Annotated in this window: 26 protein-coding genes; 15 read left to right on the top strand and 11 right to left on the bottom strand. The window is 63.2% G+C overall.

The window, feature by feature from the left end:
- Nucleotides 1-7 precede the first annotated feature (7 nt).
- Nucleotides 8-1228, bottom strand: a complete 1221-nt coding sequence (locus CupriaWKF_RS23690) for an ABC transporter substrate-binding protein (protein ID WP_276100899.1) — start codon at nt 1226-1228, stop codon at nt 8-10.
- A 265-nt stretch (nt 1229-1493) separates the two neighbouring features.
- On the opposite strand from CupriaWKF_RS23690, the gene CupriaWKF_RS23685 reads away from it, so the two are divergent.
- Both CupriaWKF_RS23685 and CupriaWKF_RS23680 read left to right on the top strand, forming a co-directional pair.
- On the top strand, nt 1494-2702 hold the full coding sequence (locus CupriaWKF_RS23685; protein ID WP_276100898.1) for an alpha/beta fold hydrolase: 1209 nt from the start codon (nt 1494-1496) through the stop codon (nt 2700-2702).
- A 489-nt stretch (nt 2703-3191) separates the two neighbouring features.
- Entirely contained in the window at nt 3192-4031 is an 840-nt protein-coding gene (locus tag CupriaWKF_RS23680; protein WP_276100897.1) for a LysR family transcriptional regulator, read from the top strand.
- An 11-nt stretch (nt 4032-4042) separates the two neighbouring features.
- On the opposite strand, the gene CupriaWKF_RS23675 is transcribed toward CupriaWKF_RS23680, so the two are convergent.
- Genes CupriaWKF_RS23675 through CupriaWKF_RS23660 form a run of 4 tightly spaced genes read right to left on the bottom strand, consistent with a single transcriptional unit; the run spans nt 4043 to nt 7644 of the window.
- On the bottom strand, nt 4043-4621 hold the full coding sequence (locus CupriaWKF_RS23675; protein ID WP_276100896.1) for an isochorismatase family cysteine hydrolase: 579 nt from the start codon (nt 4619-4621) through the stop codon (nt 4043-4045).
- A gap of 58 nt (nt 4622-4679) precedes the next feature.
- A complete protein-coding gene (gene leuD, locus CupriaWKF_RS23670; RefSeq protein ID WP_276100895.1) occupies nt 4680-5315 on the bottom strand; it encodes a 3-isopropylmalate dehydratase small subunit in 636 nt (211 codons plus the stop codon).
- Between the two features lie 18 nt (nt 5316-5333).
- Nucleotides 5334-6740: a 3-isopropylmalate dehydratase large subunit gene (locus CupriaWKF_RS23665; protein WP_276100894.1), complete on the bottom strand. Its 1407-nt coding sequence runs from the start codon at nt 6738-6740 to the stop codon at nt 5334-5336.
- A 10-nt stretch (nt 6741-6750) separates the two neighbouring features.
- Complete coding sequence (locus CupriaWKF_RS23660) at nt 6751-7644, bottom strand: isocitrate lyase/PEP mutase family protein (RefSeq protein ID WP_276100893.1); 894 nt, start codon at nt 7642-7644, stop codon at nt 6751-6753.
- Between the two features lie 125 nt (nt 7645-7769).
- On the opposite strand from CupriaWKF_RS23660, the gene CupriaWKF_RS23655 reads away from it, so the two are divergent.
- From CupriaWKF_RS23655 to CupriaWKF_RS23645, 3 genes are read left to right on the top strand one after another with little or no spacing between them, the layout of a single operon-like run.
- On the top strand, nt 7770-8768 hold the full coding sequence (locus CupriaWKF_RS23655; protein ID WP_276100892.1) for a tripartite tricarboxylate transporter substrate binding protein: 999 nt from the start codon (nt 7770-7772) through the stop codon (nt 8766-8768).
- 17 nt (nt 8769-8785) lie between these two features.
- A complete protein-coding gene (locus CupriaWKF_RS23650; protein WP_276100891.1) occupies nt 8786-9499 on the top strand; it encodes a GntR family transcriptional regulator in 714 nt (237 codons plus the stop codon).
- Between the two features lie 48 nt (nt 9500-9547).
- On the top strand, nt 9548-10222 hold the full coding sequence (locus CupriaWKF_RS23645; RefSeq protein ID WP_276100890.1) for a dihydrofolate reductase family protein: 675 nt from the start codon (nt 9548-9550) through the stop codon (nt 10220-10222).
- Between the two features lie 17 nt (nt 10223-10239).
- Here the strand turns inward: CupriaWKF_RS23645 and CupriaWKF_RS23640 are convergent, their stop codons facing one another.
- On the bottom strand, nt 10240-10734 hold the full coding sequence (locus CupriaWKF_RS23640; RefSeq protein ID WP_276100889.1) for a Cache 3/Cache 2 fusion domain-containing protein: 495 nt from the start codon (nt 10732-10734) through the stop codon (nt 10240-10242).
- A gap of 486 nt (nt 10735-11220) precedes the next feature.
- Between CupriaWKF_RS23640 and CupriaWKF_RS23635 the strand changes: the two genes are divergently transcribed.
- Together CupriaWKF_RS23635 and CupriaWKF_RS23630 are read left to right on the top strand one after the other, a co-directional pair.
- A complete protein-coding gene (locus tag CupriaWKF_RS23635; protein WP_276100888.1) occupies nt 11221-11649 on the top strand; it encodes a hypothetical protein in 429 nt (142 codons plus the stop codon).
- A gap of 403 nt (nt 11650-12052) precedes the next feature.
- Nucleotides 12053-12733 carry a glycine zipper 2TM domain-containing protein gene (locus CupriaWKF_RS23630; protein WP_276100887.1) on the top strand — a complete coding sequence of 227 codons (681 nt, stop codon included), beginning with the start codon at nt 12053-12055 and terminating at the stop codon, nt 12731-12733.
- 42 nt (nt 12734-12775) lie between these two features.
- Here CupriaWKF_RS23630 and CupriaWKF_RS23625 read toward each other — a convergent pair whose 3' ends face one another.
- From CupriaWKF_RS23625 to CupriaWKF_RS23615, 3 genes are all read right to left on the bottom strand, one after another.
- Entirely contained in the window at nt 12776-13528 is a 753-nt protein-coding gene (locus tag CupriaWKF_RS23625; RefSeq protein ID WP_276103180.1) for a molybdopterin-dependent oxidoreductase, read from the bottom strand.
- Between the two features lie 44 nt (nt 13529-13572).
- A complete protein-coding gene (locus tag CupriaWKF_RS23620; RefSeq protein WP_276100886.1) occupies nt 13573-14199 on the bottom strand; it encodes a cytochrome b/b6 domain-containing protein in 627 nt (208 codons plus the stop codon).
- A gap of 76 nt (nt 14200-14275) precedes the next feature.
- Nucleotides 14276-14575, bottom strand: a complete 300-nt coding sequence (locus CupriaWKF_RS23615) for a pentapeptide MXKDX repeat protein (RefSeq protein WP_276100885.1) — start codon at nt 14573-14575, stop codon at nt 14276-14278.
- 284 nt (nt 14576-14859) lie between these two features.
- Here CupriaWKF_RS23615 and CupriaWKF_RS23610 point away from each other — a divergent pair, with 284 nt between their 5' ends.
- From CupriaWKF_RS23610 to CupriaWKF_RS23600, 3 genes are all read left to right on the top strand, one after another.
- A complete protein-coding gene (locus CupriaWKF_RS23610) occupies nt 14860-15432 on the top strand; it encodes a sigma-70 family RNA polymerase sigma factor (RefSeq protein ID WP_276100884.1) in 573 nt (190 codons plus the stop codon).
- Nucleotides 15429-16070 carry a DUF1109 domain-containing protein gene (locus CupriaWKF_RS23605; RefSeq protein ID WP_276100883.1) on the top strand — a complete coding sequence of 214 codons (642 nt, stop codon included), beginning with the start codon at nt 15429-15431 and terminating at the stop codon, nt 16068-16070. The genes CupriaWKF_RS23610 and CupriaWKF_RS23605 overlap by 4 nt, the downstream gene beginning before the upstream one ends.
- Nucleotides 16071-16244: 174 nt before the next feature.
- Entirely contained in the window at nt 16245-16619 is a 375-nt protein-coding gene (locus CupriaWKF_RS23600) for a cupin domain-containing protein (RefSeq protein WP_276100882.1), read from the top strand.
- An 88-nt stretch (nt 16620-16707) separates the two neighbouring features.
- Here CupriaWKF_RS23600 and CupriaWKF_RS23595 read toward each other — a convergent pair whose 3' ends face one another.
- The gene (locus CupriaWKF_RS23595; protein WP_276100881.1) at nt 16708-17433 is read right to left on the bottom strand and encodes an IclR family transcriptional regulator; all 726 of its coding nucleotides are present in this window, start codon (nt 17431-17433) and stop codon (nt 16708-16710) included.
- A 131-nt stretch (nt 17434-17564) separates the two neighbouring features.
- Between CupriaWKF_RS23595 and CupriaWKF_RS23590 the strand changes: the two genes are divergently transcribed.
- The 4 genes from CupriaWKF_RS23590 to CupriaWKF_RS23575 all read left to right on the top strand — a co-directional run bounded on the left by CupriaWKF_RS23590 (nt 17565) and on the right by CupriaWKF_RS23575 (nt 21999).
- On the top strand, nt 17565-18836 hold the full coding sequence (locus tag CupriaWKF_RS23590) for an aromatic ring-hydroxylating dioxygenase subunit alpha (protein ID WP_276103155.1): 1272 nt from the start codon (nt 17565-17567) through the stop codon (nt 18834-18836).
- Nucleotides 18837-18846: 10 nt separating this feature from the next.
- A complete protein-coding gene (locus CupriaWKF_RS23585; protein WP_276103154.1) occupies nt 18847-19629 on the top strand; it encodes an SDR family NAD(P)-dependent oxidoreductase in 783 nt (260 codons plus the stop codon).
- A 9-nt stretch (nt 19630-19638) separates the two neighbouring features.
- Nucleotides 19639-20598 (top strand): PDR/VanB family oxidoreductase, encoded by a 960-nt coding sequence (locus CupriaWKF_RS23580; RefSeq protein WP_276103153.1) that lies wholly within the window; start codon nt 19639-19641, stop codon nt 20596-20598.
- Nucleotides 20599-20760: 162 nt separating this feature from the next.
- On the top strand, nt 20761-21999 hold the full coding sequence (locus tag CupriaWKF_RS23575; RefSeq protein WP_276103152.1) for an MFS transporter: 1239 nt from the start codon (nt 20761-20763) through the stop codon (nt 21997-21999).
- Here CupriaWKF_RS23575 and CupriaWKF_RS23570 read toward each other — a convergent pair.
- Nucleotides 21985-22251 carry a hypothetical protein gene (locus CupriaWKF_RS23570; protein WP_276103151.1) on the bottom strand — a complete coding sequence of 89 codons (267 nt, stop codon included), beginning with the start codon at nt 22249-22251 and terminating at the stop codon, nt 21985-21987. The two genes, CupriaWKF_RS23575 and CupriaWKF_RS23570, sit on opposite strands and share 15 nt — an antisense overlap.
- A 166-nt stretch (nt 22252-22417) precedes the next feature.
- Between CupriaWKF_RS23570 and glnA the strand changes: the two genes are divergently transcribed.
- Nucleotides 22418-23893, top strand: coding sequence for a type I glutamate--ammonia ligase (gene glnA, locus CupriaWKF_RS23565; RefSeq protein WP_276103150.1), 1476 nt, complete (start codon nt 22418-22420; stop codon nt 23891-23893).
- The last annotated feature ends 39 nt before the right edge of the window (nt 23894-23932 follow it).

Here is a 23932-nt window from a genome sequence, read left to right as displayed (position 1 = left end):
TGCCGCCTCAGTCGAGGTTGCGTGATGGTGGGTAGTCCCGCGAATAGACGGGATTGGCCAGGAACGCAGACGGGTCATACGTCCAGAACTGGGTGACACCGGGGTATTCACGAACGACCGTGTTGACCAGCTTGCCCCCGACGCGCGCGACCTTGCGAATGTAGACAGTCACCACGGGGTTCCCGAGGCGATCCAGCGTTAGCGGACCGCGAGGGCTTTGCGATATGCGAACCGCATGCATCGCGTCCGCAAGGGCTCGCCCCGTCAGCGTGGTTGCGCCACCCGCTTGCAGCGCCTGCTCGAGAATCAGCCCGGCGCTGTAGCCGCCGGTTGCATAGAAGCCTGGCGCGATGTGGTACTGCTTGCGAAAGCCCGCGACATAGCGGTCGTTGGCGGGCGTGGCGATGGCACCGCTATACCAACCGGCGGAGACAATGCCGAGGGCCTCGTCGCCCATCTTCTCAAGCAGGGATTCATCGACCGTATTCATCCCCGCCAGCAGGGGAGTCTTCTGCTTGAGCCCATAGTCGCGGTACTGCTTCAGGAAGCGCGCTGCATTGCCGCCAGAGAAATTGATCAGGACCGCGTCAACGTTCGGGCGAATCTGCGCGATCACGGTCGCGAAATCCGTGCCGTTGAATGGCGCCCACAGCTTTTGGACAATCTTCCCGCCGGCTTCCTCGAAGGTCCGCTGGAATCCAGCTACCGTTTCATGGGAGAAGGAGAGGTCCTCTGCAACGACCGCGATGCGCCGGTACTTGAGGGTATTGGCGGCGTACTCGCCAAACGGATGCATGGCCTGCGCGGAAGTCGACGAGCTTCGCACCATCCAGGGGTCCGCCTTGCGCTGGGTCAGGTCTTCGGCTGCGGCGGAACTGAGAATGACCGGGATCTTCGCGCGCGCGATATCGTCGCGAATGGCAACGGCCTCGAAGGCGGCTAGCGGGCCGACCACAACATCGACACGGTCGCGCTCAGTCAGTTGCAGGAACTTAGCCTTCGCGACCGCCGGCGACGCCGCAGTATCGGCCACCACTACCTCCACGTCGCGGCCAGCAAGCTTTCCTCCCCGCTCTTGCAGCAGGTATTCGAAACCGTCCTGCATCTGTTGCCCGATCCCCGCGGCAACACCTGTCTTGACGGTCAGCAACCCCACGCGCAGTGGCGCGGGTTGCGCCGCCATCAGCGACCCGTTGCACACGCTGGCGACCAACGCGGCCAGCACCATCCGAAGCCTTAGACGTGACATCTGTTCTCCCCTTTTGGCGGTCAGGCACCAAGCACGGCCTGCGTGCTGACACTATCGTTTTAGTGATCACAGATATCAACTAGGGTATACGAGGCAAGCCACCAAATAGCGCGGACTTACGGAATTTTGCGATGTTTCGCGCGAATGACATGCCTCATAGATAACTTTACGCTGGCTGCATTCTTTTATTGCGTGATCACAGATATCACTCTATATTTCTACCCAAACACATAGGAGGGAATCAATGGATGCAATGCGAAAAGGCCAGCGTTGGGTGCTCGACGCGTTCCTGGCTGTCGGTGGACTGGATGTCCTTCACCCGGACGCCGGCGCGATCTTCGAGCAGATTGGCTACGACTCGACGGACCTGAAGCGGGTGTTCGGGCCGGTCAAGGCGGGCTCAATGCTCCCTTCCGCGTGGAGCGCGGCCGCCAGGGAGATTGAGCATCGAGCCCGGCATTGGGATGCACGCGGCTTCAGCCGGACGGCGCGTCGGCTATATGAGCGCGCCACGCTGCTATATGCACGCACGCATTACTCGATCCTCGGCGACGACCCTCGCCGCATGCGATATCTCAAGAAGGTGGTTCAGTCCTTTGAAAAGGTGATCGCGTTCGCCGACCACCCTATCGAGCGGGTCGCCCTGCCTTTCGAGGGTCACCACCTGCATGGGATCCTGGAAACGCCGCCCAACGCCAAGAATCTGCCTTGCGTGATCATGCTGCCCGGCATGGACATGTTTAAGGAGGACTGGCATAAGCTGATGGAGCAGCGGATCCTTCCCCGCGGTTGGGCCGCTTTTGCGCTCGACGGCCCAGGGCAGGGCGAGAGCCTGACCAGGGGCCTGAAAATGTCGCTCGATAACTATGATCGAGCCATTACTGCGGTGATCGATTGGCTGTCCGCACACCCCGCCATAGACCCCGAGCGGATCGTGATCATGGGATCCAGCATGGGATCCTGGTGGGCAACTCGTGCTGCCGCAGTCGAACCGCGCATTCGTGCCATCGCCGCCAATATGTCGAACCTGGGCGACAAGTACGTGCTTCTTAATCAGGCACAGCCCAGTTTCATGGCAAACCTGATGTTTATGACTGGCATTTCCAATACAGAGGAAATTCAGGCGCTGTCGAAGGCCATGACGCTCGACGAGATCGCCTCCAAGGTCGACATTCCGTATCTGATCATCACTGGCGAAAATGATGAGCTGACCACGCTGGACTCCAGCATCGGTGTGTATGAAAAGCTGCGCGGGCCCAAGGAACTGTGGATTTACCAGTATGAGTTCCACCCGATCGGTCCACAGTCCGATGAATGGCTGACAGCCTCACTGGACTGGCTTGGGCACGCGCTGGCAAATGGGTTCGCTCCGAAGCACGAACTTCGCACCTTTATTACGAAGCAAGGGGAATATCTCGAGGGCAGCGGTGAGCCGCCCTGGTGGCATCCCTGATTCCTCGCACGGCAGCACGGACTGAACCGGGCCTTCGCACAAGCGGCTGCCCGGTGAGCCTTGGTGAATCCTCCGGCGCCCTCTACGCCACGTCTGCTCAGCGGACAGCGGCAGGCTTAAGGAAGATCTCCGGGTAGTTGTTTTCCGTTACGACGCGCCCCTGCGCCACTGCCTCAGCGAGTTCCCGCCGCACTTGCGCCCGGGTCACGGCCTGGGTTGCACCGCATGGGGGCTGACTCTCCGCGGCAACGGCGGGGAATATGACCGGGATTACGAGCAAAAGTGTACCCAGCAAGCCAGTTCGATTCTTCATGTTCGCTCCTTTCCTAGCCGCCAGCAGTCGCTGGCAGTCCAATACGGTCCAATACGCAGTTTCGATACTCACAACAGTAGCGACCCGAGCGCGATGCGACCAGATTGGGAACGCTCATATGGCGTTTCACCCCCTGAAACAATCCTGAGACATCGAAATTGGATCGACTTTTCAGCATGCGCATCTTTGTGCAGGTGGTGGAGAATGCTTCGTTCGCGGCCGCCGCTCGCGCGCTTGACATCTCGCCTGCCATGGCGACCCGCGCGGTCGCCAGCCTGGAAAGCCGACTCCGGACTCGCCTGCTACAACGCAGTACACGTAGCGTCACGCCGACAGACATTGGACTGGACTACGCCCAACGCTGCCAAGCGATCCTCGATGCTGTCGCGCAGGCTGATGAAGCCGCGGTAAAAGACCACATCCGCCCCAGTGGCGTGCTCAGGATCGCGCTGCCTTCCACCCTCGCGCTTACCCTTTTGCCAAGGGTTTTCTCCGACTTTACTTACCACTTTCCGGAGGTATCACTCGACATCTCGATCGTCGACCGCCACATCGACCTGGTAGAAGAAGGCTACGATATGGCCATCGCACTTGACACAATGCTCACCAGCGAATCTATCGTCAGTAGGTGTGTGCCCTTCGGGCGGTTCATCGCATGTTGCACCCCAGCCTATCTTGGATCCAGGCCAGTTCCAACCCAGTGGCACGATCTCATTGATCATCGAGTCTTATGTTTGCGTCGCTTTACCGAAAAGGTCCGTGCATTGCCGAGTAACCGCGTCGACACCAGTACCAGCAGCGCCATGCTGAGAATGCTCGCGCTCGAGAATTGCGGGATAGCGCTAGTGCCGGACTTCATGGTCGGGGACGATCTACGCCAAGGAGGCCTCATTCAAGTATTGAGCGCAGCGCCCCTTCCCGATATGTGCCTTTGGCTTGCCTACCCCACCCGCCAATACATATCGGCCAAAGTCAGCAGATTTATGGAGGCGGCGCTTTCCGCGCTTGAAACGTGAGCATCACTGCATTAATGCAGCTCAGCCAGCCCGTCGATGCGGATGATCGTGGCGATGGTGCCGAGCAACTCCATCGACGTACGGTGGTGGTCCTCATTCGCGGCGGCGCAGCCATCTTCCAGCACGAGTACTTCATAGTCGCGGTCGTGGGCGTCGCGCACGGTGCCTTGCACAGCCCAGGCGCTGCTGACCCCGGCCACCAGCAGCCGCTGCACGCCGCGGGCCCGCAATGCCGCGTCGAGGCCGGTACCATAGAAGGCACTGACGCGTGGCTTGACCATGACCAGATCGGCCAGATGCTGGTCCAGGCCGGGATGAAGCGCCGTCCCGGGCGTGCCAAGCTCGATCGCGCCGGTTTCGTGTGCGCGCCCGAACAGCGGCGAGTGCTTGGGTTGATCGGGATAGCCCCTGGCGAAGCCGACGTTGACCAGGATCGTTAGCCAGTTCCGGCTGCGGGCGAAGCGCAGTGCGCGGTTTGCCGCGCCGATCACGTCGCGCTCGGCGACCTGGCGGGCAGCGTGCGCGATCTTTCCGTCCGGATGCGTGATATCGACGATATAGTCGAGTCCGATGAATGCAGTGTTTGTCATGGTCTGAATCGAAACGTTGCGGTGAGTCGGCCGGCATGGCATGCGGCCGCCATGGATCTCAGTGCGGCTCGGCCACGGCCAGGACCCAGGGCCGTGCCTCGCGCAGTAGCTCCTGGTACGCCTCGATCGCGGCCCGGCGTTTCAAGGTCAGGCCGATCGCATCGAGCCCTTCGAGCAGCAAGGTGCGTTCGCTCGGAGGCACGGTGAACGACAGGCTGCGGCCATTCGGGTGTCGCACCGAGCACGACCGCAGGTCGACGGTCAGTTCCAGCGTCTCGCGCTCGGCTTCTGCCGCCAGCGCCGCAATCTCGTGCGCGGGCAGCACCACCGGCAGCACGCCGTTGCGGTAGCAATTGTTCTGGAAGATCGCGCCGAACGACGGCGCGATGACACAGCGGAAGCCGAACTGCCGGACGGCCCAGACGGCTGCCTCGCGCGAGGAGCCGCTGCCGAAGTTGTCGCCGGCCAGCAGGATCGTCGCCCGGCGGTAGGGTTCGCGATTGAGCACGAAATCCGGCCGCTCGACACGCCTGCCGTTCGTTCCCCCTTCATAGCGCCATGGCGCGAGCAGCTTCTCGCCATAGCCATCGCGCTCGGGCGAGTTGATCTCGCGCGAGGGAATGAGCAGGTCGGTATCGATGTTCGCCCGCATCAGCGGCGCGGCGATCCCCTTCAGTTGGATGAACTGTTCCATGGAATTTCCTTGGCCCCCCTAGCGCAGCAGCGGACGCGGATCGGCAATGCAGCCGGCGATGGCCGAGGCGGCCACCGTGGCCGGGCTGGCCAGGTGAGAGCGCACGCCCGGACCCTGCCTGCCCTCGAAATTGCGGTTGGTGCTGGTGATCACGCGGCGCCCGGGCTTGCCCGGCTGGTCGAAGTTGTCGCCGCCGGCGAAGAAGCACAACGAACATCCGCTTTCGCGCCATTCAAAGCCCGCTTCCGTGAACACGCGATCCAGGCCCTCGGCTTCCGCGGCATGCTTCACGCTGGTCGACCCAGGCACCACGATGGCCTTGACGCCGGGGCGCACGCGTCGTCCCCGCACCACCTGCGCGGCAGCGCGCAGGTCAGGCAGGCGGCTATTGGTGCAGGAGCCGATGAAGGCAGCGTCGATGGGCGTCCCCAGCAGCGGCTGCGCCGGGTGCAGGTCCATGTAGCGGAGCGCGCGCCCGGCATCCGCGTCGGCGGGGACCGGAACGGTGGCGTCGATACCTACGACCTGGCCGGGGTGGGTTCCCCAGGTCACCTGCGGAGCAAGCTCCGCGCAGTTCAGCTCCAGCTCCTTGTCCCAGCGCGCGCCGTCGTCCGAGCGCAGTGCCAGCCAGTCCGTCACCGCGGCCTCCCAGTCCGCGCCGGCGGGAGCAAAGGGCCGTCCGGCCAGCCATTCGACCGTGCGCGCATCGGGGGCCACCAGCCCGGTCCAGGCACCGAACTCGACAGCCATATTGCACAGGGTCAGCCGCCCTTCCACATCGAGCCCCCGTATCGCCTCTCCGGCGAACTCGATGGCATGGCCGTCGCCACCGCTCACGCCGAACCTGCCGATCAGCGCCAGCACCATGTCCTTGGCCGACACCCCCGGCGCAACGCTGCCGTGGAACGACACCCGCATGGTCCTTGGCTTGCTTCGCACCAGGCACTGCGTGGCGACTGCGTGCTCGCCTTCGGTGGTGCCGATGCCCCATGCCAGCGCGCCGATGCCGCCAACCGTGCAGGTATGGCTGTCGCAGCAGACCAGCGTAGTGCCCGGCAAGGCGATGCCGAGCTCGGGCGAGATCACATGCGCGATGCCCTGATGGGGGTTGCCGAGGTCGAACAGACGGATACCCGAGCGCTGGGTGGCGGCACGAAAGGCCTGGATAAAGCCGCGCCCGCCCTGGACCAGCGTGTCGTCGCCCCGGCCCGGCTGGGTGTCGACGATGTGGTCCATGGTGCCGAACACCAGCCCCGGCCGGGCCACGCGGTGCCCGCCCTCTTCCACACCTGCCAGCACGCGGGGGCCAGCGCGGTCGTGGAGGAAGACCCTGTCGACATGGAGCAGCGCCTGCCCGCCTTCCAACTGGGCCACGACGTGCCGGTCCCAGATCTTCTCGATGATGTTGCGCGGCGATGCATGCATGTTGCCCACCTCAGCGCGCAGTGCCGGGATGCTGCAGCCCGGCCAGATAGCGCTGCTCCAGCGCGAACACCTCCTTGAAGCCGACCAGCTCGAGCTGCTCGCGGAAGTCCGCCAGCCGTGCGCCGGGGCCGCCGGCGTAACCGTTGGCACGCAGCGCCGCCAGCGCGTCGCGCATGCCCTGGATGGCCGCCAGCATCAGCGTGCCTGGCACGCTCACACGCGCGATGCCGATGCGCTCCATCTCCTCGAAGGTGAAGGCCTCTGGCGACCTGCCGCCTTCGACCACATTGATCGCCACTGGCCCGCGGATTCCCTGCACGGCCTGCCGTGCCAGCTCCCTGGACGTCATGCCGTCCACGAAGATCATGGTCGCCCCGGCCTCCAGGTAGGCATTGCCGCGACGGATCACTTCCCCGATACCGCCCACGGCAAGCGCATCGGTACGCGCGTTGATCACGAAATCCGGATCCGTGCGCGCCTCGGCGCAGGCCCGGATCTTCTGCACTGCCTCATCCAGCGGCACGATGGACTTGCCCTCCAGGTGTCCGCAGCGCTTGGGCATGACCTGGTCCTCGATATTGACGCCCGCGCAGCCAATGCGCTCGAACGCCTTGACCGCATGCCAGGCGTTGACGGCATTGCCGAAGCCGGTATCGCCGTCGGCCATGACCGGCAGGTCGACGGCATCGACGATGTGCTGCGTGGCCGCAACCATGTCGGACATCGAAAGGAAGCTGTAGTCCGGCAGCCCCAGCCGGCTCACGGAAATGCCGAAGCCGGAGCACTGCACGGCGGGAAAGCCAGCCTCTTGCACGATGCGGGCGGATAAGGCGTCAAAGGCACCCGGCATGACAAGGAGTTCGGGCGCATGGATCAGTTTCTGGAGCAATGCTGTCTTTCGCATAACGAGTCCTTTTGGTCGCAATGCGAACATTATGTATTCATAAATAAGATTTTTCAAGGACGATTGGCCATTATTCGCCATCATTGATGCTAACATGCATACATAACCAAAAAGGAGACGTACGCATGGCTAGCCTCACATCCCCCCGCCGGGCCCGCCCAGTCCTGCTTCTCGCACTCATGTGCGCCATCTGCCAGACACCCCGGGCAAACGCCGAATCGAGCGCGGCATGGCCAGCGCGACCGCTCTCGCTGGTGGTGCCTTTTCCCGCCGGCGGCACCACTGACACAATCGCCCGCCTGCTGTCGAAGAACCTGTCCCGACAGCTCGGCCAGTCAGTGGTGGTCGAAAACAAGAGCGGCGCCAGCGGCACGCTGGGTGCCGCGCAAGTGCTGCGCGCGCCGGCGGACGGCTACTCCCTGCTGCTGGGGACGCCCGCCGAGCAGATCAATGCGCCGCTGATGATGGCGCGTCCGCCCTACGACCCCGCCCGTGACTTCGCACCGGTGGGCTGCGTCAGCCGTGGTCCGAATGTGCTCGTCGTCAATCCAGGATTGAAGGCAAAGACGCTGGCGGACCTGCTGCGCATGGCCCGGGCGCGGCCGGGACAGATCAATTTCGGCAGCGCCGGCAATGGCAATACCTCTCACCTGTCTGGCGAACTGTTTGCGCAGGCCGCCGGTGTCGTGCTCACGCACATCCCTTATCGCGGCAATGCGCCGGCCATCGCCGACACCATCGGCGGCCAGGTGCAGATGATGTTTTCCAATCCGGCCACCGTGCTGCCCCATATCCGCGGCGGCACGCTGCAACCGCTCGCGGTGACCTCGCGCGCGCGGATTGCCGCACTGCCGGACGTACCCACGCTGAAGGAATCGGGCATCCCGGTCGAGATCTATAGCTGGACCTGCCTGTTCACGCGTGCCGGGACACCGCAGGCAATCGTCGGCAAGCTTCACGGCGCGCTCGCGCAGGCGCTCGATGACGGGCAGCTCGCCCAGGCGATCGAGGCCAGCGGCGCCGAAAAATTCCCCTCCACGCCCGAGCAGGCCAGCCGCTTCCTTGCGGCCGAGCGGACAATGTGGGGTAATCTCATCCGCAGCCGACATATCCACACCGACTGATTTCCCGACTCACAAAGATGTCTTCACCTGAAACCTCCCGGACCCGCGCGCTCTCGGTCGCGGAGACCCTGCGCAACCGCATCTTCGACGGAGAGATTCCGCCCGGATCCCACCTGATGGAGGTCACGCTGGCCCAGGAGTTGGGTGTGTCCCGCACGCCGGTGCGCGATGCGCTGGCCCGGCTCGCCGACGAGGGCCTGCTGCTCTACCAGCCGAATCGCGGCTTCCTGGTCCGGCGGTTTCAGCCCAAGGACATCAAGGACGCCTTCACCGTGCGGGCCACGCTGGAGGCCCTGGGTTGCCGGCTGATCGGCGAGCGTGGCCTGATGCACGCCGAACAACAGCGGCTCAGCGAACTGCTGGAGGCGCAGCGGCGAGTGCTTCACGACGAGGAGTGGAACGACCAGCAGGCCCTGCTGTGGCAGGACATGAATCTGGATTTCCACTTTGCATTGCTTGAGCTGGCGGACAACAGCTGGCTGACCGATGCCGTGCACCGCGCGCGCCAGCTGCCCATTATTTTCGACAGCAAGTCACGTCCCCATGATCAGGACGCACTGATGCTGCTGTACCAGCGCGACCACAGCCGGCAAGCGCTGGCGGAGCACTACCGCATCGTGGACGCGCTGGCGCTGCGCGAGGTCGGCCGCGCCGAAGCGCTGATGCGTGAGCACATCCTGACTAATCGAGATGTGCTGATTCGCGCTCTGGGGGCGAACGGCGCCGCATAGGACGCATGCCCGCCTTCCCGGCAGCCCATGACATGACGGAGGTAAACGATGACACGAGTTCGCGTTGAGGGCTTCACCATTTCGCTCGACGGATACGGGGCCGGCCCGAATCAAGACATCAATAATCCGCTCGGCATTGGCGGGACGGAACTGCACCAGTGGCTGGTCCCGACACGCACGTTCCAGCGGGCCTTGTTCGGCAAGGACGAGGGTACGACCGGGGTTGACGACGAGTTCGCCGCCCGTGGCTTTCGCAATGTCGGGGCCTGGATTCTAGGGAGGAATATGTTCGGACCCATTCGCGGGAACTGGCCGGACACCAACTGGAAAGGCTGGTGGGGAGATAATCCACCGTATCACGTTCCCGTCTTCATCCTGACCCATCATGCTCGTCCCCCCATCGAGATGGAAGGCGGCACGACGTTCACCTTCATAACAGGAGGCATTCGCGAAGCGCTCGACCGTGCGCGCGAGGCCGCTGCCGGAATGGACGTGCGGATCGGCGGCGGGCCGGACACGATCCGGCAGTATCTTCGCGAGGGCCTCATTGATGAACTGCATATTGCTATCGCGCCGGTCCTGCTCGGCCGGGGAGAGTCGCTGTTCGAAGGGGTTGATTTGCGGGCCCTGGGATACGAATGCGTCGAATCCGTAGCATCGGAAAAGGCCACGCATGTCGTGTTGCGGCGCGACGGCACCCGCAATGCGACTGAGCCTCGTTAGAGGCCCAGTCCAGCGGCTCATTGCGTCTTCGGGTACCCTACGTAGTAAATGCCGATGACACCCCCACTGGCATCGCGGATCGGCTCATATCCAGTGATGTATGGTTTGCCGAGAATGTCGGCATCACCGTAGTAGGCACCACCACCGCGTATTGCCCCCATGGCCTTGCCCTTGGGGTCGAGGACAGTCCCAATCGCCCTCGAACCATCGTCCTTCTGTACATTCGTCGCCACGCGCACGAAATCATCGCCGCTCTTGACGAACAATGTTGCCGTGCCGCCATGCTCCTTCTTGACTTCATCGACTACGGCAAAGTTGTTGTTCATCTTGGTCGCGCCAAAGTACAAAGCTGGCGCGGGTTTTCCTGCAACAGCATCTTCTCCTTTAATCCCCGGTACGCCCAATTTGGCCGTCTTGGCCTTCAGTGATGCCATGGCCTGCTTTACGCTTTCCGGTGACTGGGCATAGCTCATGGCGGGAGCGAAGACGGGCAATGCGAGTGCAAAGATCATAGGGGCGACCCATCGCCCCATAGCACCTGCGGGACTTGCTTTTGCCATTTTGTCCCCTTTTGGGCAGCGTCGCCGACGAGGCGGGGCGGCAACTTCCCCGGGACCGGGCGGCGTGTCCCCTAGTCCGATTGGAAGTATAGGCAGCTGTCGCGGCGCTGCGCGAGGGTGATACTCCTTGACCAGTGGATGTCGCGATGCGCACCAGTGTCCCTGCTCCGCATCGGCCGGAGGGAGGTCGCTTGCCGGCCAGAAGGCGCCGGTCGGCCCCTCGTCCTCCACTATGCGCGGACTCAATGATTTCCGAGGAGCGCCGCTTCTGGTCAGGCGCGCCTTCATATTTCTTGAAAATCAAAAACGCCAACCCTTGCCGGTTAGCCGGCAAACACTGTATATTTATACAGTTGTCGTCGCATCCCGGAAGAACTGGCTCCTGAAGTCAAGCCCGCGCGGCGCCGTGCTTTCTCTCCCCCACCTCGAAAGGCAATCATGTTCGTGGACCGCACCGAAATCATCAACGCCGCCAAGGCACTGCGCGCCAGCCAGGAAGAATCCAGGTACAGCAAGCTCGTCGCGCTCGCGAACAAGCAGCTCAAGGCAATGCAGACGGCAATCCAGAGGGGCAAGGAAGAATTCGAGACCAGACTGGTACTCGACATCAACGAAGACAATCCGCAAGCAGCGCTGGAACCGCGCGCGCAACGACTAGCCGACGACCTCAAAGCGCAGGGCTACACCGCAACGGTGACCACGTTTGCCGAGGTCAGCACCGACCGCAAGAACTGGACGCCGAATATCACGGTCGTCATCGGTCTGGGCGACATGGTTTCCGAAGTCGACAACGCGATGGCGGAAAGCACGGTGACCGACGAGACGGAAGTCGCGCTGGCTGGCAAAGCTGCCAGTGAAATGGCCTGACAGCAGGCGGGCAATCCGCGATAAGACACGGCATCACGGGGCTTCGCGCATGGTCGCGTGCGTGATGACTGTTCCTACAAGGGAAATCTGCACGCGGTCTACCAGTGGCAAAGACAAACTCTTCACCGCCAATACGGCCGAAATTGCCACGCGGCCGGCCGCGTCCGAGTGTAAGTATCGGTAAAATCTTCCCCGCCTAATCTGAGGCCTCCTGCCTCCCCTTCCCGCCAGTCAAGCCTTTCCAGCCGGGCCTTGGCGACTCTCTGGGGCGCTGAGCCTGCAGGCATTTTCCACGCGCCGACGCGCTGCGCTCCCGAAGTTTGTTACAACCGGATTCGACGCGAGTTCCCCGGTCGGCCACACTGATTCCGAAGAACAACGCTTGCTCACTTCGGAGGCCGAAATGGAAAACGCGAGCCAACAATCAAATCGTTTGCATCCGCTGATTGCTACTGCTGCGGGCGCCGTCATCGTCGTCAGCATGGTGGGTGTCGCAGCGATGACCGGCGTACTGCCCCCAGCCCACGGCAGCGCTGGCACACCCGCTGCGGCAACCGCCGCGCTGGCGCCAACAGGACCCACTGCTCAGGCTGCTGCAGCCGCGCCCCAGCTCGCGACGCCCGTCTCGCCCAGGCCTCACATTTATCGAGTGCCTCATCCAGGTCTGACCGCTGCGCGCTACGCCTCCGCGCCGGACTACAATCCGGAGCCGCGCCACTATCCCGAGCGGCAACAAAGGACGGCAGCTAGCCAAGACGTCGGCACGGTCGAAGCCATCACGCCGATCACGCAGCCGGGCCAGGGCACCGGGCTAGGCGCGGTCAGCGGCGCAGTGGCCGGCGGCCTGCTGGGCCACCAGATCGGCGGGGGGAACGGTCGGATCGTGGCAACGGTTCTCGGTGCCCTGGGTGGCGGCGTAGCGGGCAACATGGTAGAGCAGCGCGTGCGCGCCGACACGGAGTACCAGGTGCGCGTCCGCATGGAAGACGGATCGAGTCGTGTCGTCACCTACCACCAGCAACCTGACGTCGGCGTGGGGCAGCGCGTGCGGGTGGGGAATGGCACACTACTTGGTAGTGTATAAGCTCGTGGCCAGGTCAATTGCGCTCGCCTGGCACCGCGCTTCTCAAGAGCCGCCGAACCAGTTGTAGCCCTGATCCTCCCAATAGCCGCCCGGGTAAGTGTTGGTGACGAACAGTTCCATGATGTGCTTCGGATTTTTGTAGCCGAGCTTGGTCGGCATCCGCAGCTTCATCGGATAGCCGTACTTGGGCGGCAGGCGCTCGCCGTCATACGTGAACGTCAGCAAGGTCTGCGGATGCAGCGCCGTGGCCATGTCGATGCTCTCGTAATAGTCGTCGGCACAGCGGAATCCCACATACTTCGCGGTGGTGTCGGCGCCGATCCGCTGCAGGAAGCCGGCAAACGGCGTGCCGCCCCACCGCCCGATCGCACTCCAGCCCTCCACGCAGATATGCCGCGTGATCTGCTCGGCCTTGGGCAGGGCATAGAGTTCTTCCAGGGTCCAGCTCTTCTTATCCCGCACCAGCCCACCGACCTTGAGCCGGAAGTCGTCGCCGTTCACCACGGTGACCTCGTCGATGCCGTAGAACGCGTTGAACGGAAACGGGCGCGTGATCTGCGCTTCCGTATAGGTCGGCGCGAGGCGGTTCGGGTCGAACAGCCATGCCTGTACCTTGTCGTTCATGCGCGAAACACGCATGAGGAAGGTCTCCACCGAGGGATCGTCGCTCAGGCTGCAGCCGGTGAGCATGGCAAGGCCGCCGAGCGTAAGGATGCGCTTGCCGAACAGGCGCCGCGACGGTGAATCGAGTTCGCGGCGCACATCAATGATCAGCGACTCGCGGTCGACCGTCATTTGTCTGGAAGGTTTCGGTTTCACGATTCAGGCTCCAGGTTACGTCAGCGTCCGCGAATCATGGTCAGCAGGCTGCGCGGCACCAGCGCCACCATCACAACATGCACGACGATAAAGGCGGCCAGCAGGGACATGGCGCAGAAATGAACCACGCGTGCGAAGTCGTAGCCGCCCATCATCTCGCGCAGCAGCGGGAACTGCACGGGCTTCCAGATGGCGATGCCGGAGAGCACCAGCACCAGCAGCACGATCATCACCAGCAGGTAGGCGAGCTTCTGCACGGCGTTGTAGTGGCTGAGGTCCGCATGAGAGAGACGGCCTCGCAGTGCGGCCACCAGATCGTCCAGTACGGCGCGCGGCCGCAGCGGAAAGAACTTCCGGGCGAACCGGCCCGTGGCGATGTTCATCGCCAGATAGAACAGCCCATTGAAAAACAGCAGCCACATGGCCGCGAAATGCCATAGCAGCGCTCCGCCCAGCCATCCGCCCAGCGTAATGTCGCCAGGGAAGCGGAACCCGGCGAAGACCGGTGAAGCGTTGTAGATGCGCCAGCCCGACAGCATCATCACGATGGCGGCCAGCGCATTGAGCCAGTGTGTGATGCGCACCCAGCGCGGCTGGATCGTGCGTGGCGCGGCTCGGGGCATGACTGCTTCTTGCGAGGGTCCCATTTCAGCCTCCTCCGGAAACCTGGCACCGTGCGCAACAGGATGTCGTGCATGGTGCCAGGTCGAGCTTGCTCCAGTGTTACTTGTTCATGCCGCCAGACGTGGCGTCGCCTTCCTTGCCCATCTTGTCGTGCGACTTCGATTTGCCCATCTTGTCCTTGTGCATGCCGTCCTTGGACATGTTGTCCTTGGACATTGCGTCCTTGGACATTGCATCTTTCGACATTGCATCTTTCGACATGCTGTCCTTCGACATGCTGTCCTTCGACATTGAATCTTTGGCCATCGAATCCTTGGCCATCGATCCGCCGGTCTGGGCGAATGCGGTGCCAGACATCAGGAACGCGGCGGAAACCACGGCGATTGCGATCTTGTTCATTTTGACTCCTCGTTGCCTTGCGATGGACCGGGAGCGTCCCGGTTGACCGAACATCGCGCCTGCCATGCCAGGCAGGCGCCAGATTCACACGGTATGTGTGCGTCTGATGGGAAATTCGCCGCGGCGGCGCGTCCGGTTACAGCATTCGGAGAATTTTCCTGCCGGCGTGCGGCGCTTCTGGTGACGGAACCGACTTATCGGCAATGCGCCTTGCAACACACATGACCGCCGCCGCGTCGTAGAATCCACGCAATCAACAGGGCCCGGTGTAACCAACGCGACCGATGGAGCGAACTGTCGAACAGGATGCGCTGAAAAAGCGGGAGTCTCGCCTGCTCGGTCTCTTTACGGGCGGGTTGGCGGGCGACCAGGTGACGTATGCGCAATTCCTCACCGAATTGGGCGCGATGCTGCGCGGCTATTTCCGCAACCGGCTTCCGCAGCAAGCGGGTGACGTCGAGGATCTGGTCCAGGAAGTCCTGCTGGCCGTGCACAACGCGCGCCATACCTACCTGCCGGGACAGCCGCTCACGGCGTGGGTGTACGCGATCGCCCGGTACAAGCTCGCCGACCATTTTCGCGCGCATGCGCGGCGCGATGCACTGAGCGAGCCGCTGGACGCGGCGGAGGAGGTGCTGGCAGCGCCCGACCTCGAGCCGGCGCAAGCGAAGCGCGACCTGAACCTGCTGCTTGACCAGTTGCCGGACCGTCAGCGCCTGCCGATCGTGTACGTCAAGCTGGAGGGACTATCCGTCAGCGAGGCCGCGCAGATGACCGGGATGTCGGAATCGGCGGTGAAGGTGGGCGTGCATCGCGGGCTGAAGGCGCTCGCGGCGAAGATTCGAGGAACGCGATGAGAACGAACGACCTGATTTCCATGCTTGCCACGGGCGTCACGCCAGTCGACCGGCATGTGGTCAGCCGTCGTTTTGGCATCGCGATAGCGACGGGCGCGGCATTGGCAACCTTGCTGATGGCCGCCACGCTGCATATCCGCCCCGACCTGGCCGACGTCGCCGTCACCCCGCTGTTCTGGGCCAAGGTGGCGCTGCCGCTCTCGCTGCTGTTTGGTGCCTTGTGGATAGCGACACGGCTGGCGCGTCCCGGGATGGCAATCGGTGCCGGCTGGCTTGGGGTTTCCGTACCCTTCGCCGCCGTCTGGATCGGTGCCATCCATGTCATCACGCAAACGCCCGCTGGAGAACGCGCCGCAGCGGTGTTAGGACAGACCTGGCGAGTCTGCCCGTTCAATATCGCCGTGCTGTCCGTGCCCGTATTCATTGCCGTGTTCTGGGCATTGCGCGGACTGGCTCCGACGCGATTGCGGCTGGCCGGCGCCGTGGGCGGCCTGCTCTCCGGTGCCGTAGCGACCCTGGTGTACTGCCTTCACTGCCCGGAGATGGGCGTCGCGTTCTGGGGCGTCTGGTACGTGCTCGGCATGCTGGTCCCGACTGCCATCGGCGCGATGCTCGGGCCACGGATGCTCCGTTGGTGATTGCCGCTCCGACCTGTTCGGCCGCCGACATTCTTGAATCCGCACGGGCTTGCAGTCTGTACTAGATTTGGATTGTCACCGCCGGGCAGTGCCAGTCGAACCGGCAACAGTTTCTCTGGCGGTGTGATCCCGGTCAGTGGCAACTGACCATACCGGACAGATGGAGGTGAAGACATGGGAGCCCCAGTCGCCGTAACAAGATTTGAAGTGAAATCCCACGCGTCGCCCGACGAAGTTCGCGCCCCTGCGAAGACCCGAATCGAGGTTGTCCAACTCGAAGGTTTCACGATCGGACGATTCAATTTCGAACCCGGATGGCGGTGGTCGGAGTGCATCAAGCCGGTCGTGAAGACGGACCAATGCCAGGCCTCCCACGTGGGCTATGCGGTATCCGGCCGTCTTACGGTTCGAATGAAGGACGGGACCGAGAAGACGATAAGCGCTGGCGATTCCTACACGATCCCGCCAGAACACGAAGCCTGGGTTGAAGGCGATCAACCCTTCGTTGCGCTTGAGGTGATGTCCGCTGACACCTTCGCCAAGGCCTGACAGCGATACACAGGTTCCCTACCCGGAGAGGGCTGGGACCTGTGCGATCGACCGAAGGTGCTCTGGCTACCGGATCGCCTCAGGCGAATCACTGCCCGAGCGCCTTCGAAAGCGTTGCCGCCTCAGTGACCAGCAAGCGGCCGAACGCAGACACCTTGTCCTCCGTCAGCCGCACGCCAGGGCCGAAGATGCATAGCGAGCCCGCGACCCGATCCGCGCCGTTGAAGAACGGCGCCGCCAACGCGACGGCGCCTTCGATCAGCTCGTTGCGGCTGACCGCGTAGCCACGCTGGCGAATGGCGGCCAGCTCGGCCGGATCGACCGTGGCATCGAGCGCTGCTGCAGCGCCACCGTCCATATGCGCGAGGATTGCGCGCCCGCTGGCGCCTAATTCCAGCTTCTCCCGATATCCCAGGCCACGGCGGAAGCTCAAGGGTTGCACGCTCTCGATTTCAGCCACGCACACGCGGTACGCGCCCTCCGGTACGAACAGCGCCACGGTTTCTCCCGTCGCCTCCCACAGGCGGCGTAGCGGGGCTTGTGCGATATCGGCAATCCGATGGCTCGCCGCCCACACGTAGGTCAATCGCGCCACCGAACTCCCCAGCCGGAAGCGCTGCGGCTCCCCGAACGACACCAGAAATCCGTTGTGCTCGAGCGCATTGAGCAGGCGGTACAGCGTCGGCCGGCTCAGATCGACCCGCTTGAGCAGGTCCGCCACCGTCAGGGCCTCGTCGCCCGGACGGAATGCGAGAAGGATGTCCAGCGCGCGGTCCACGGCGCGCACGCTGTCCTGGTTCTTTTCGACTTCCATGTGATCTGTTCCCGTCATTTCTAGATTCTTCATCTTCGCCATTGTATTCAAAGTCGATCTTGATCTTTGTCAATTTGTCCGTAGAATGGATTTCTATCTCACCAGATGGACAAATCAAGGAGGAAGTGGAGATGGACAAGCAGATGTCGGAAACTTTGGTGCGGACGGGCCCCGGTACCGCAATGGGCGAGCTGATGCGTCGGTACTGGGTGCCGGCGCTGCTGGTGAGCGAAATCGCCGAGCCGGACTGCCCGCCCGTCCGCGTGCAGCTTCTGGGTGAAAAGCTGCTGGCGTTCCGTGATACCGAGGGCAAGGCTGCACTGATCGACGAGTTCTGCTCGCACCGTGGTGTGTCGCTGTATTTCGGCCGCAACGAAGAGAATGGCATTCGCTGCGCCTACCACGGTCTCAAGTTCGACCGTGACGGCAACTGCGTGGATGTGCCCTCGGCGCCTCAGGCTTGCAAGCACATGGGCGTCAAGGCGTATCCATGCATCGAGCGCGCGGGCATCGTCTGGGCCTACCTGGGCCCAAAGGACAAGCAGCCCGCCCCGCCCGACGTGGAGTGGTGCAACCTGCCGGAGAGCCACGTGTACGTCTCCAAGCGGCTGCAGGAAAGCAATTACCTGCAGGCCATGGAAGGCGGCATCGACACCAGCCACGTGTCGTACGTGCACCGCTACGAGGTCGACGACGACCCCATGCACCAGGGCACCGAGGCGCTGAAGTACATCAAGGCCGACGGCAACGTGATCTTTGACATCGAGAAGACGCCGGTCGGCCTCACGCTGTTCGGCCGCCGCAACGGCGACGCGGACACCTACTACTACCGCATCACGCAGTGGCTGTTCCCGTGGTACACGCTGATTCCGCCATTTGGCGAGCACGCGCTCGGCGGCCACGTGTGGGTGCCCATCGACGACCACAACTGCTGGGCCTGGAGTATCAATTTCCGGCCCGACCGCCCGCTCACCGAGCAGGAGCTGGCCGACATGAAGGCCGGCAAGGGCATCCACAACGAATATGAAGAAGGCACGTGGCGCACCAAGGCCAACAAGGACAACGACTACCTGATCGACCGCCAGGCGCAGAAGGAGAAACGCGCGTATTCGGGCGTGTTCGGCTTCGCCGTGCAGGATTCGTCGCTGCAGGAAAGCATGGGCCCGATCCAGGACCATAGCAAAGAGAAGCTGCTGCCCACCGACCGCGCGATCGTGATGTGCCGCCGCATGCTGTACGAGGCCGCGACGAACATGCAGGGCGATGTCGAGCCGCCCGCGCTGGACGCCAGTGCCCAGCGCGTGCGCGCCGCCGGTGTGCTGCTGCCCAAGGACCAGAAGCCGCAGGACTGGGCCCGCGTGCACCTGGACGATGGCAAGGACCAGCCGGTCTACTCCGTATAAGAGCGCCACGATGGATTATCGCAACCGACTCCAGGGCAAGCGCGCTCTGATCACGGGCGGCGGAGGCGGCATCGGTGCCGCTACCGCCAGCCTGTTCTGCGCGGCGGGTGCTGCGGTGATGCTGGTCGACGCCAGCGCCGAAGCACTGGAACGCACCGCCGCGGCCATTGCCGCGCGGCTCCCGCAAGCCTCGCTGCAGACCGTGGTGGCCAACGTGAATGACCCGGCGCAGGCCGAGCGCGCCGTGCGGCAAGCGGCGGACAAGTTCGGCGGGCTGGACGTGCTGGTGAACAACGCCGCCATGCGCAACTATTCGGCGATGGCGGATGCGACGCCGCAAGCGTGGCACGCCATGGTCGATGTCAACCTGGTGGGCACCTCGAACTATTGCAAGGCCGCGCTGCCGCTGCTGCGGGCCGCCGGCCGGGGAAGCATCGTCAACGTCTCGTCCTGTTACGCCGTGACCGGCCGCAAGGGCATGGGCCTGTATGACGCCACCAAGGCGGGCATGCTGGCCATGACGCGGACCCTCGCCTTCGAGGAAGCGGCGCATGGCGTGCGGGCCAACGCGGTGTGCCCGGGCTCGACCCTGACGGACTTCCATATCGGCCGCGCCGAGGCTGCCGGCAAGAGCCTGGACGTGCTCAAGGGGCAGCGCCAAGACACCTCGCTGCTCGGGCGCTGGGCCTCGCCCGACGAGATTGCCTGGCCGATCCTCTGGCTGGCCAGCGACGAGGCTTCGTTCATCACCGGCACCACGCTGATGGTGGACGGTGGCTTGCATGTGATGTAGGAGATCGTCATGGGTGCATCGCAACTTACCGTGCGCGTCGTGCGCAAGCAGATGGAGGCGGAAGGCATCTGCAGTTTCGAACTGGCCGACCTCGCCGGTGCGCCGCTGCCGCCATTTTCCGCCGGTTCGCACATCGACGTGCACACTCCGGGCGGCATGACACGGCAGTATTCGCTTTGCAATCCGCCTGGCGAGCAGCACAGGTATGTGATTGCCGTGTTGAACGACGCAAAGTCGCGCGGCGGTTCCCGCGCCATGCACGAGGCCGTACAAGAAGGCAGCACGCTGCAGATCGGTACACCGCGCAATCACTTCCCGCTCAAGCCGGAAGCCGGCCGGCACCTGCTGCTGGCCGGCGGCATCGGCATCACGCCGATGCTGTGCATGGCGGAGTCCCTGGCGGACGAGGGACTTCCGTTTGCCATGCACTACTGCGCCCGCTCGCGACGGTGCGCCGCCTTCATCGATCATCTAGCACGCGCGCCGTATGCCGGGCGAGTGCAGTTCCACTTCGATGACGAAGACCCGGCGCAGAGGCTTGACATCCAGGCCCTGCTGGCCGAGGCCAGCGCCGAGGTGCATCTGTATGTCTGCGGCCCAAAGGGCTTCATGGACGCGGTGCTCGACACGGCCCGCCGGCTTGGCTGGGCAGAGGAGCGCCTGCACTACGAGTTCTTTGCAGCCAGCGTCGATACCGCCGGCGGCGCATTCGAGGTGAAGCTCGCCAGTTCGGGAAAGACCGTGGCCGTCCCGGCGGAGCAAACCGTGGCGGAAGCTCTGGCCAACGCCGGCGTGGAAGTGCCGGTGTCCTGCGGCCAGGGCATCTGCGGCACCTGCCTGGTACGCGTGCTCGAGGGCGAACCCGACCACCGTGACCTCTACCTCTCTCCCGAGGAGCAGGCGAGGAACGATCAGTTCACACCATGCTGCTCACGCGCCAGGTCGCGGACGCTCGTACTGGACCTGTAAGCCATACCCGGTGACGACAGGCAAAGCCACCGGTTGAAACCATGCAGCAAGAAGAGCGGACGACCGAGCCGCCGTCCACGGAAATTTTCCCGGACACCTGTACCCAATACATCTGATACTACGCGGAGCGCTCCCACGCACACGCCCGCGATGGAGGAGACCATGAAGACAAGCCTTTCGATGGCGGAGAAGGCCGGGACGTCTGCCAACGCCGCATCGCCTGCCCAGGCCGACGCATCACGATACCGCTGGGTGGTGCTGGCGGTCGTGTGGGCGGCATTTCTGCTCAGCTATGTGGATCGCGTGGCGTGGAGCAGCGTTGCCGCGCCGGTCGGTCAGTCACTGGGCCTGGCGGTGTCGATGCTCGGCGCATTCATTACCGCGTTCTATATCGGCTATGTGCTCGCCAATATCGCGGGCGGCATCCTGACCGACGTGCTCGGCGGCCGTGCCACGCTGACCCTGGCACTCGTACCGCTAGGCATGCTCACTTTCTGCTTCGGCTTCGCGCATACCTTGTGGACCGGCATCGCCATCCAGTTCGCGATGGGACTGGCCGCCGGCGCGGACTATTCGGCCGGCATGAAAATCATCGCGGCGTGGTTCCGCAAGGACCGCGGCCGCGCGATGGGCCTGTACACGACGGCCACGTCGCTGGCCATTGTGCTCACCAATGCCACCGTGCCGACCATTTCGCAATGGTATGGCTGGCAAAGCGCCTTTCGCCTGCTGGGAGTGATTACGCTGGCGTGCGCGGCGCTCGCCTGGTTTGTCTTGCGCGACGCCCCCGAAGGAGAACCGCCCATGTCGCGCATCAAGGCTGCCGACGTCGTGGTGCTGCTGAAGCACCGAAACCTCATCCTGCTTGCCATTGCCGGCTGCGGCGGCTTGTGGGCCACCGTGGGTTTCGGGGCATGGGCCAATGCGCTGATGACCAGACAATACGGGATTACGCCGGTGACGGCGGGTTCTATTGCGGCCACCTTCGGCATAGGCGCAGTCATCGCCAAGCCGGTGCTCGGATGGCTTTCGGACTTGCACAGCAACGCCCGCAAGCGGATCTCGATCCTGTGCTTGTCCGCATTTGCCGTCATGCTGATGGTGTTCGGGCAGAGCTCCACGATCACCCAGTTCTACTTGATTGCCCCCTTGCTGGGCGCAGTCGGATTCGGTTATACGCCCGTGCTCATGGCCCAGGTAAGCGACGCTTCCGGCCGCAACTCCGCCGGTGCCGCCGCCGGCCTGACCAATGCGATCTGGCAATCCGGCAGCGCCATGTCGCCGCTCGTGGTGGGCTACTTCTATGGGCAGACGCATTCGTTTTCGGTTGCGTTGCTGACACTTGCTGTCGGGCCGGTGATTGCGGTGGCCGCCCTTATGTTCCTGTCACGCCGGTCGTAGGATGAATCTCCGCTCGCTTGCCGCCAACGCCTTCCTGGCAGAGGAAAGTGCAAGCCGGAGATAGCCGCTGTCACAGGCTGCGCGGGCCCTGACGAGCTCCTGTTGCTCGCCAGGGCCGACCACTCCCGTTTCTGCCTCGATGGCTCCCATACAGCGCTCGATAAGGTCGGCCACCTCGCGCTCACGATTGATGTCGCCACCAACAATTCGATCCAGGCAATCGCTAAGATCCCCCAAAAGATCGTCGTACATCACTTACCTCCAGGTTTCCGTGTTGCGGCAAACTGCCTGATGGCAACTGGATTTCACATATAGAGCCGTTTCAAAAAAGACTGCACGGCATCGCGAGGCACTTTGCAATCGGAATTTGACAGACTAATGTTGGACTATTCTCCGGGGCCAGACGACGGAGGCAGTCATGAGCACGGTCTCAACAGAACCCGGCAGCTACCACGTAGCACGGCCGCAAAACCCCGGTGAAGTTGTCGATCTGATCAGGAAGCATGCGATCCAGGTCGTGGATCTCAGGTTCACCGACTTGCCCGGCGTGTGGCAGCATTTCTCGATCACGCTGCCGGAAGTCACCGACGATTTATTCTCGGCCGGCATCGGGTTCGACGGGTCTTCCATTCGCGGGTTCCAGGAAATACACGAGTCCGACATGCTGGTCAGGCCCGACCCGACCACCGCATTCATTGATCCGTTTTGCACGGCACCAACGCTGGCGCTGATCTGCGACGTGCTGGACCCGGTCCTGCACCAGCCGTATTCGCGCGATCCGCGCCACATCGCACGCAAGGCGGAGCTGTACCTCCAGCAAACCGGTCTTGCTACGGTTTGCTACGTGGGCCCCGAACTGGAGTTCTTTATTTTCGACTCCATTCGCTTCGGGCAGGACCAGCACTCTGGCTACTACTATGTCGAATCCGCCGAAGGCGACTGGGCCTCGGGCCGTGACGAAGGCGCCTATGGCGGAGGCAATCTTGGCTACAAGCAGCACTACAAGGGCGGATACTTTCCCGTGCCGCCAAGCGATACGCTGCAGGACATCCGCTCCGAAATCGTGCTCGCGCTGATGCAGGCAGGCGTCCAGGTCGAGGTGCATCACCATGAGGTAGCCACCGCGGGCCAGAATGAAATCGACATGCGCTTTGCACCGCTGACCCGCATGGCGGACAACGTGATGATGTACAAATACATCTGCAAGAACGTTGCACGGCGCCACGGCAAGGTCGCCACATTCATGCCCAAGCCCCTGTTCGCCGACAACGCGAGCGGCATGCATTGCCACCAGAGCCTCTGGCGCGGCGACGAGAACCTCTTCTACGACAAAGACGGTTGGGCTCAGACCTCTCAGATCTGCCGGTGGTACATAGGCGGCTTGCTCAGGCACGCCCCCGCCCTGATGGCGTTCTGCGCGCCGAGCACAAACTCCTACAAGCGACTGGTGCCGGGCTACGAGGCGCCTGTCAATCTGGCCATGTCGCAGCGCAACCGGTCTGCCGCAGCCAGGATTCCAATGGTTTCGGATTCCCCAAGCGCCAGACGCGTTGAATTTCGCTGTCCTGACCCGTCGGCCAATGCCTACCTCGCCTTCTCGGCAATGCTGCTCGCCGGCCTTGACGGCATTGAAAACCAGACAGACCCCGGCGACCCGATCGACAGGAATATCTATGATCTGCCACCCGAGGAAGCTGCCAGTATCCGGCAGGTTCCAGGCTCCCTCGAAGAGTCGCTTTGCGCACTGGAATCCGACTCGACTTTCCTGCGAAAGGGAGATGTCTTCACTGAAGACCTGATCCGTACCTGGATTGACTACAAGCGCACGCACGAGATCGATACGTTGAAGTTGCGGCCGCACCCGTGGGAGTTCCAGCTCTACTTCGACATTTGACCAGCTGCGCCCCGTGCCAGGCAAAGCGCTGGTGATGCT

Origin of the sequence: Cupriavidus sp. WKF15 (assembly GCF_029278605.1) — a bacterium.
Taxonomy (GTDB): domain Bacteria; phylum Pseudomonadota; class Gammaproteobacteria; order Burkholderiales; family Burkholderiaceae; genus Cupriavidus.
The sequence above is the reverse complement of the archived record's forward strand: the minus strand, read 5'-3'. Positions and strand labels throughout refer to the sequence as shown.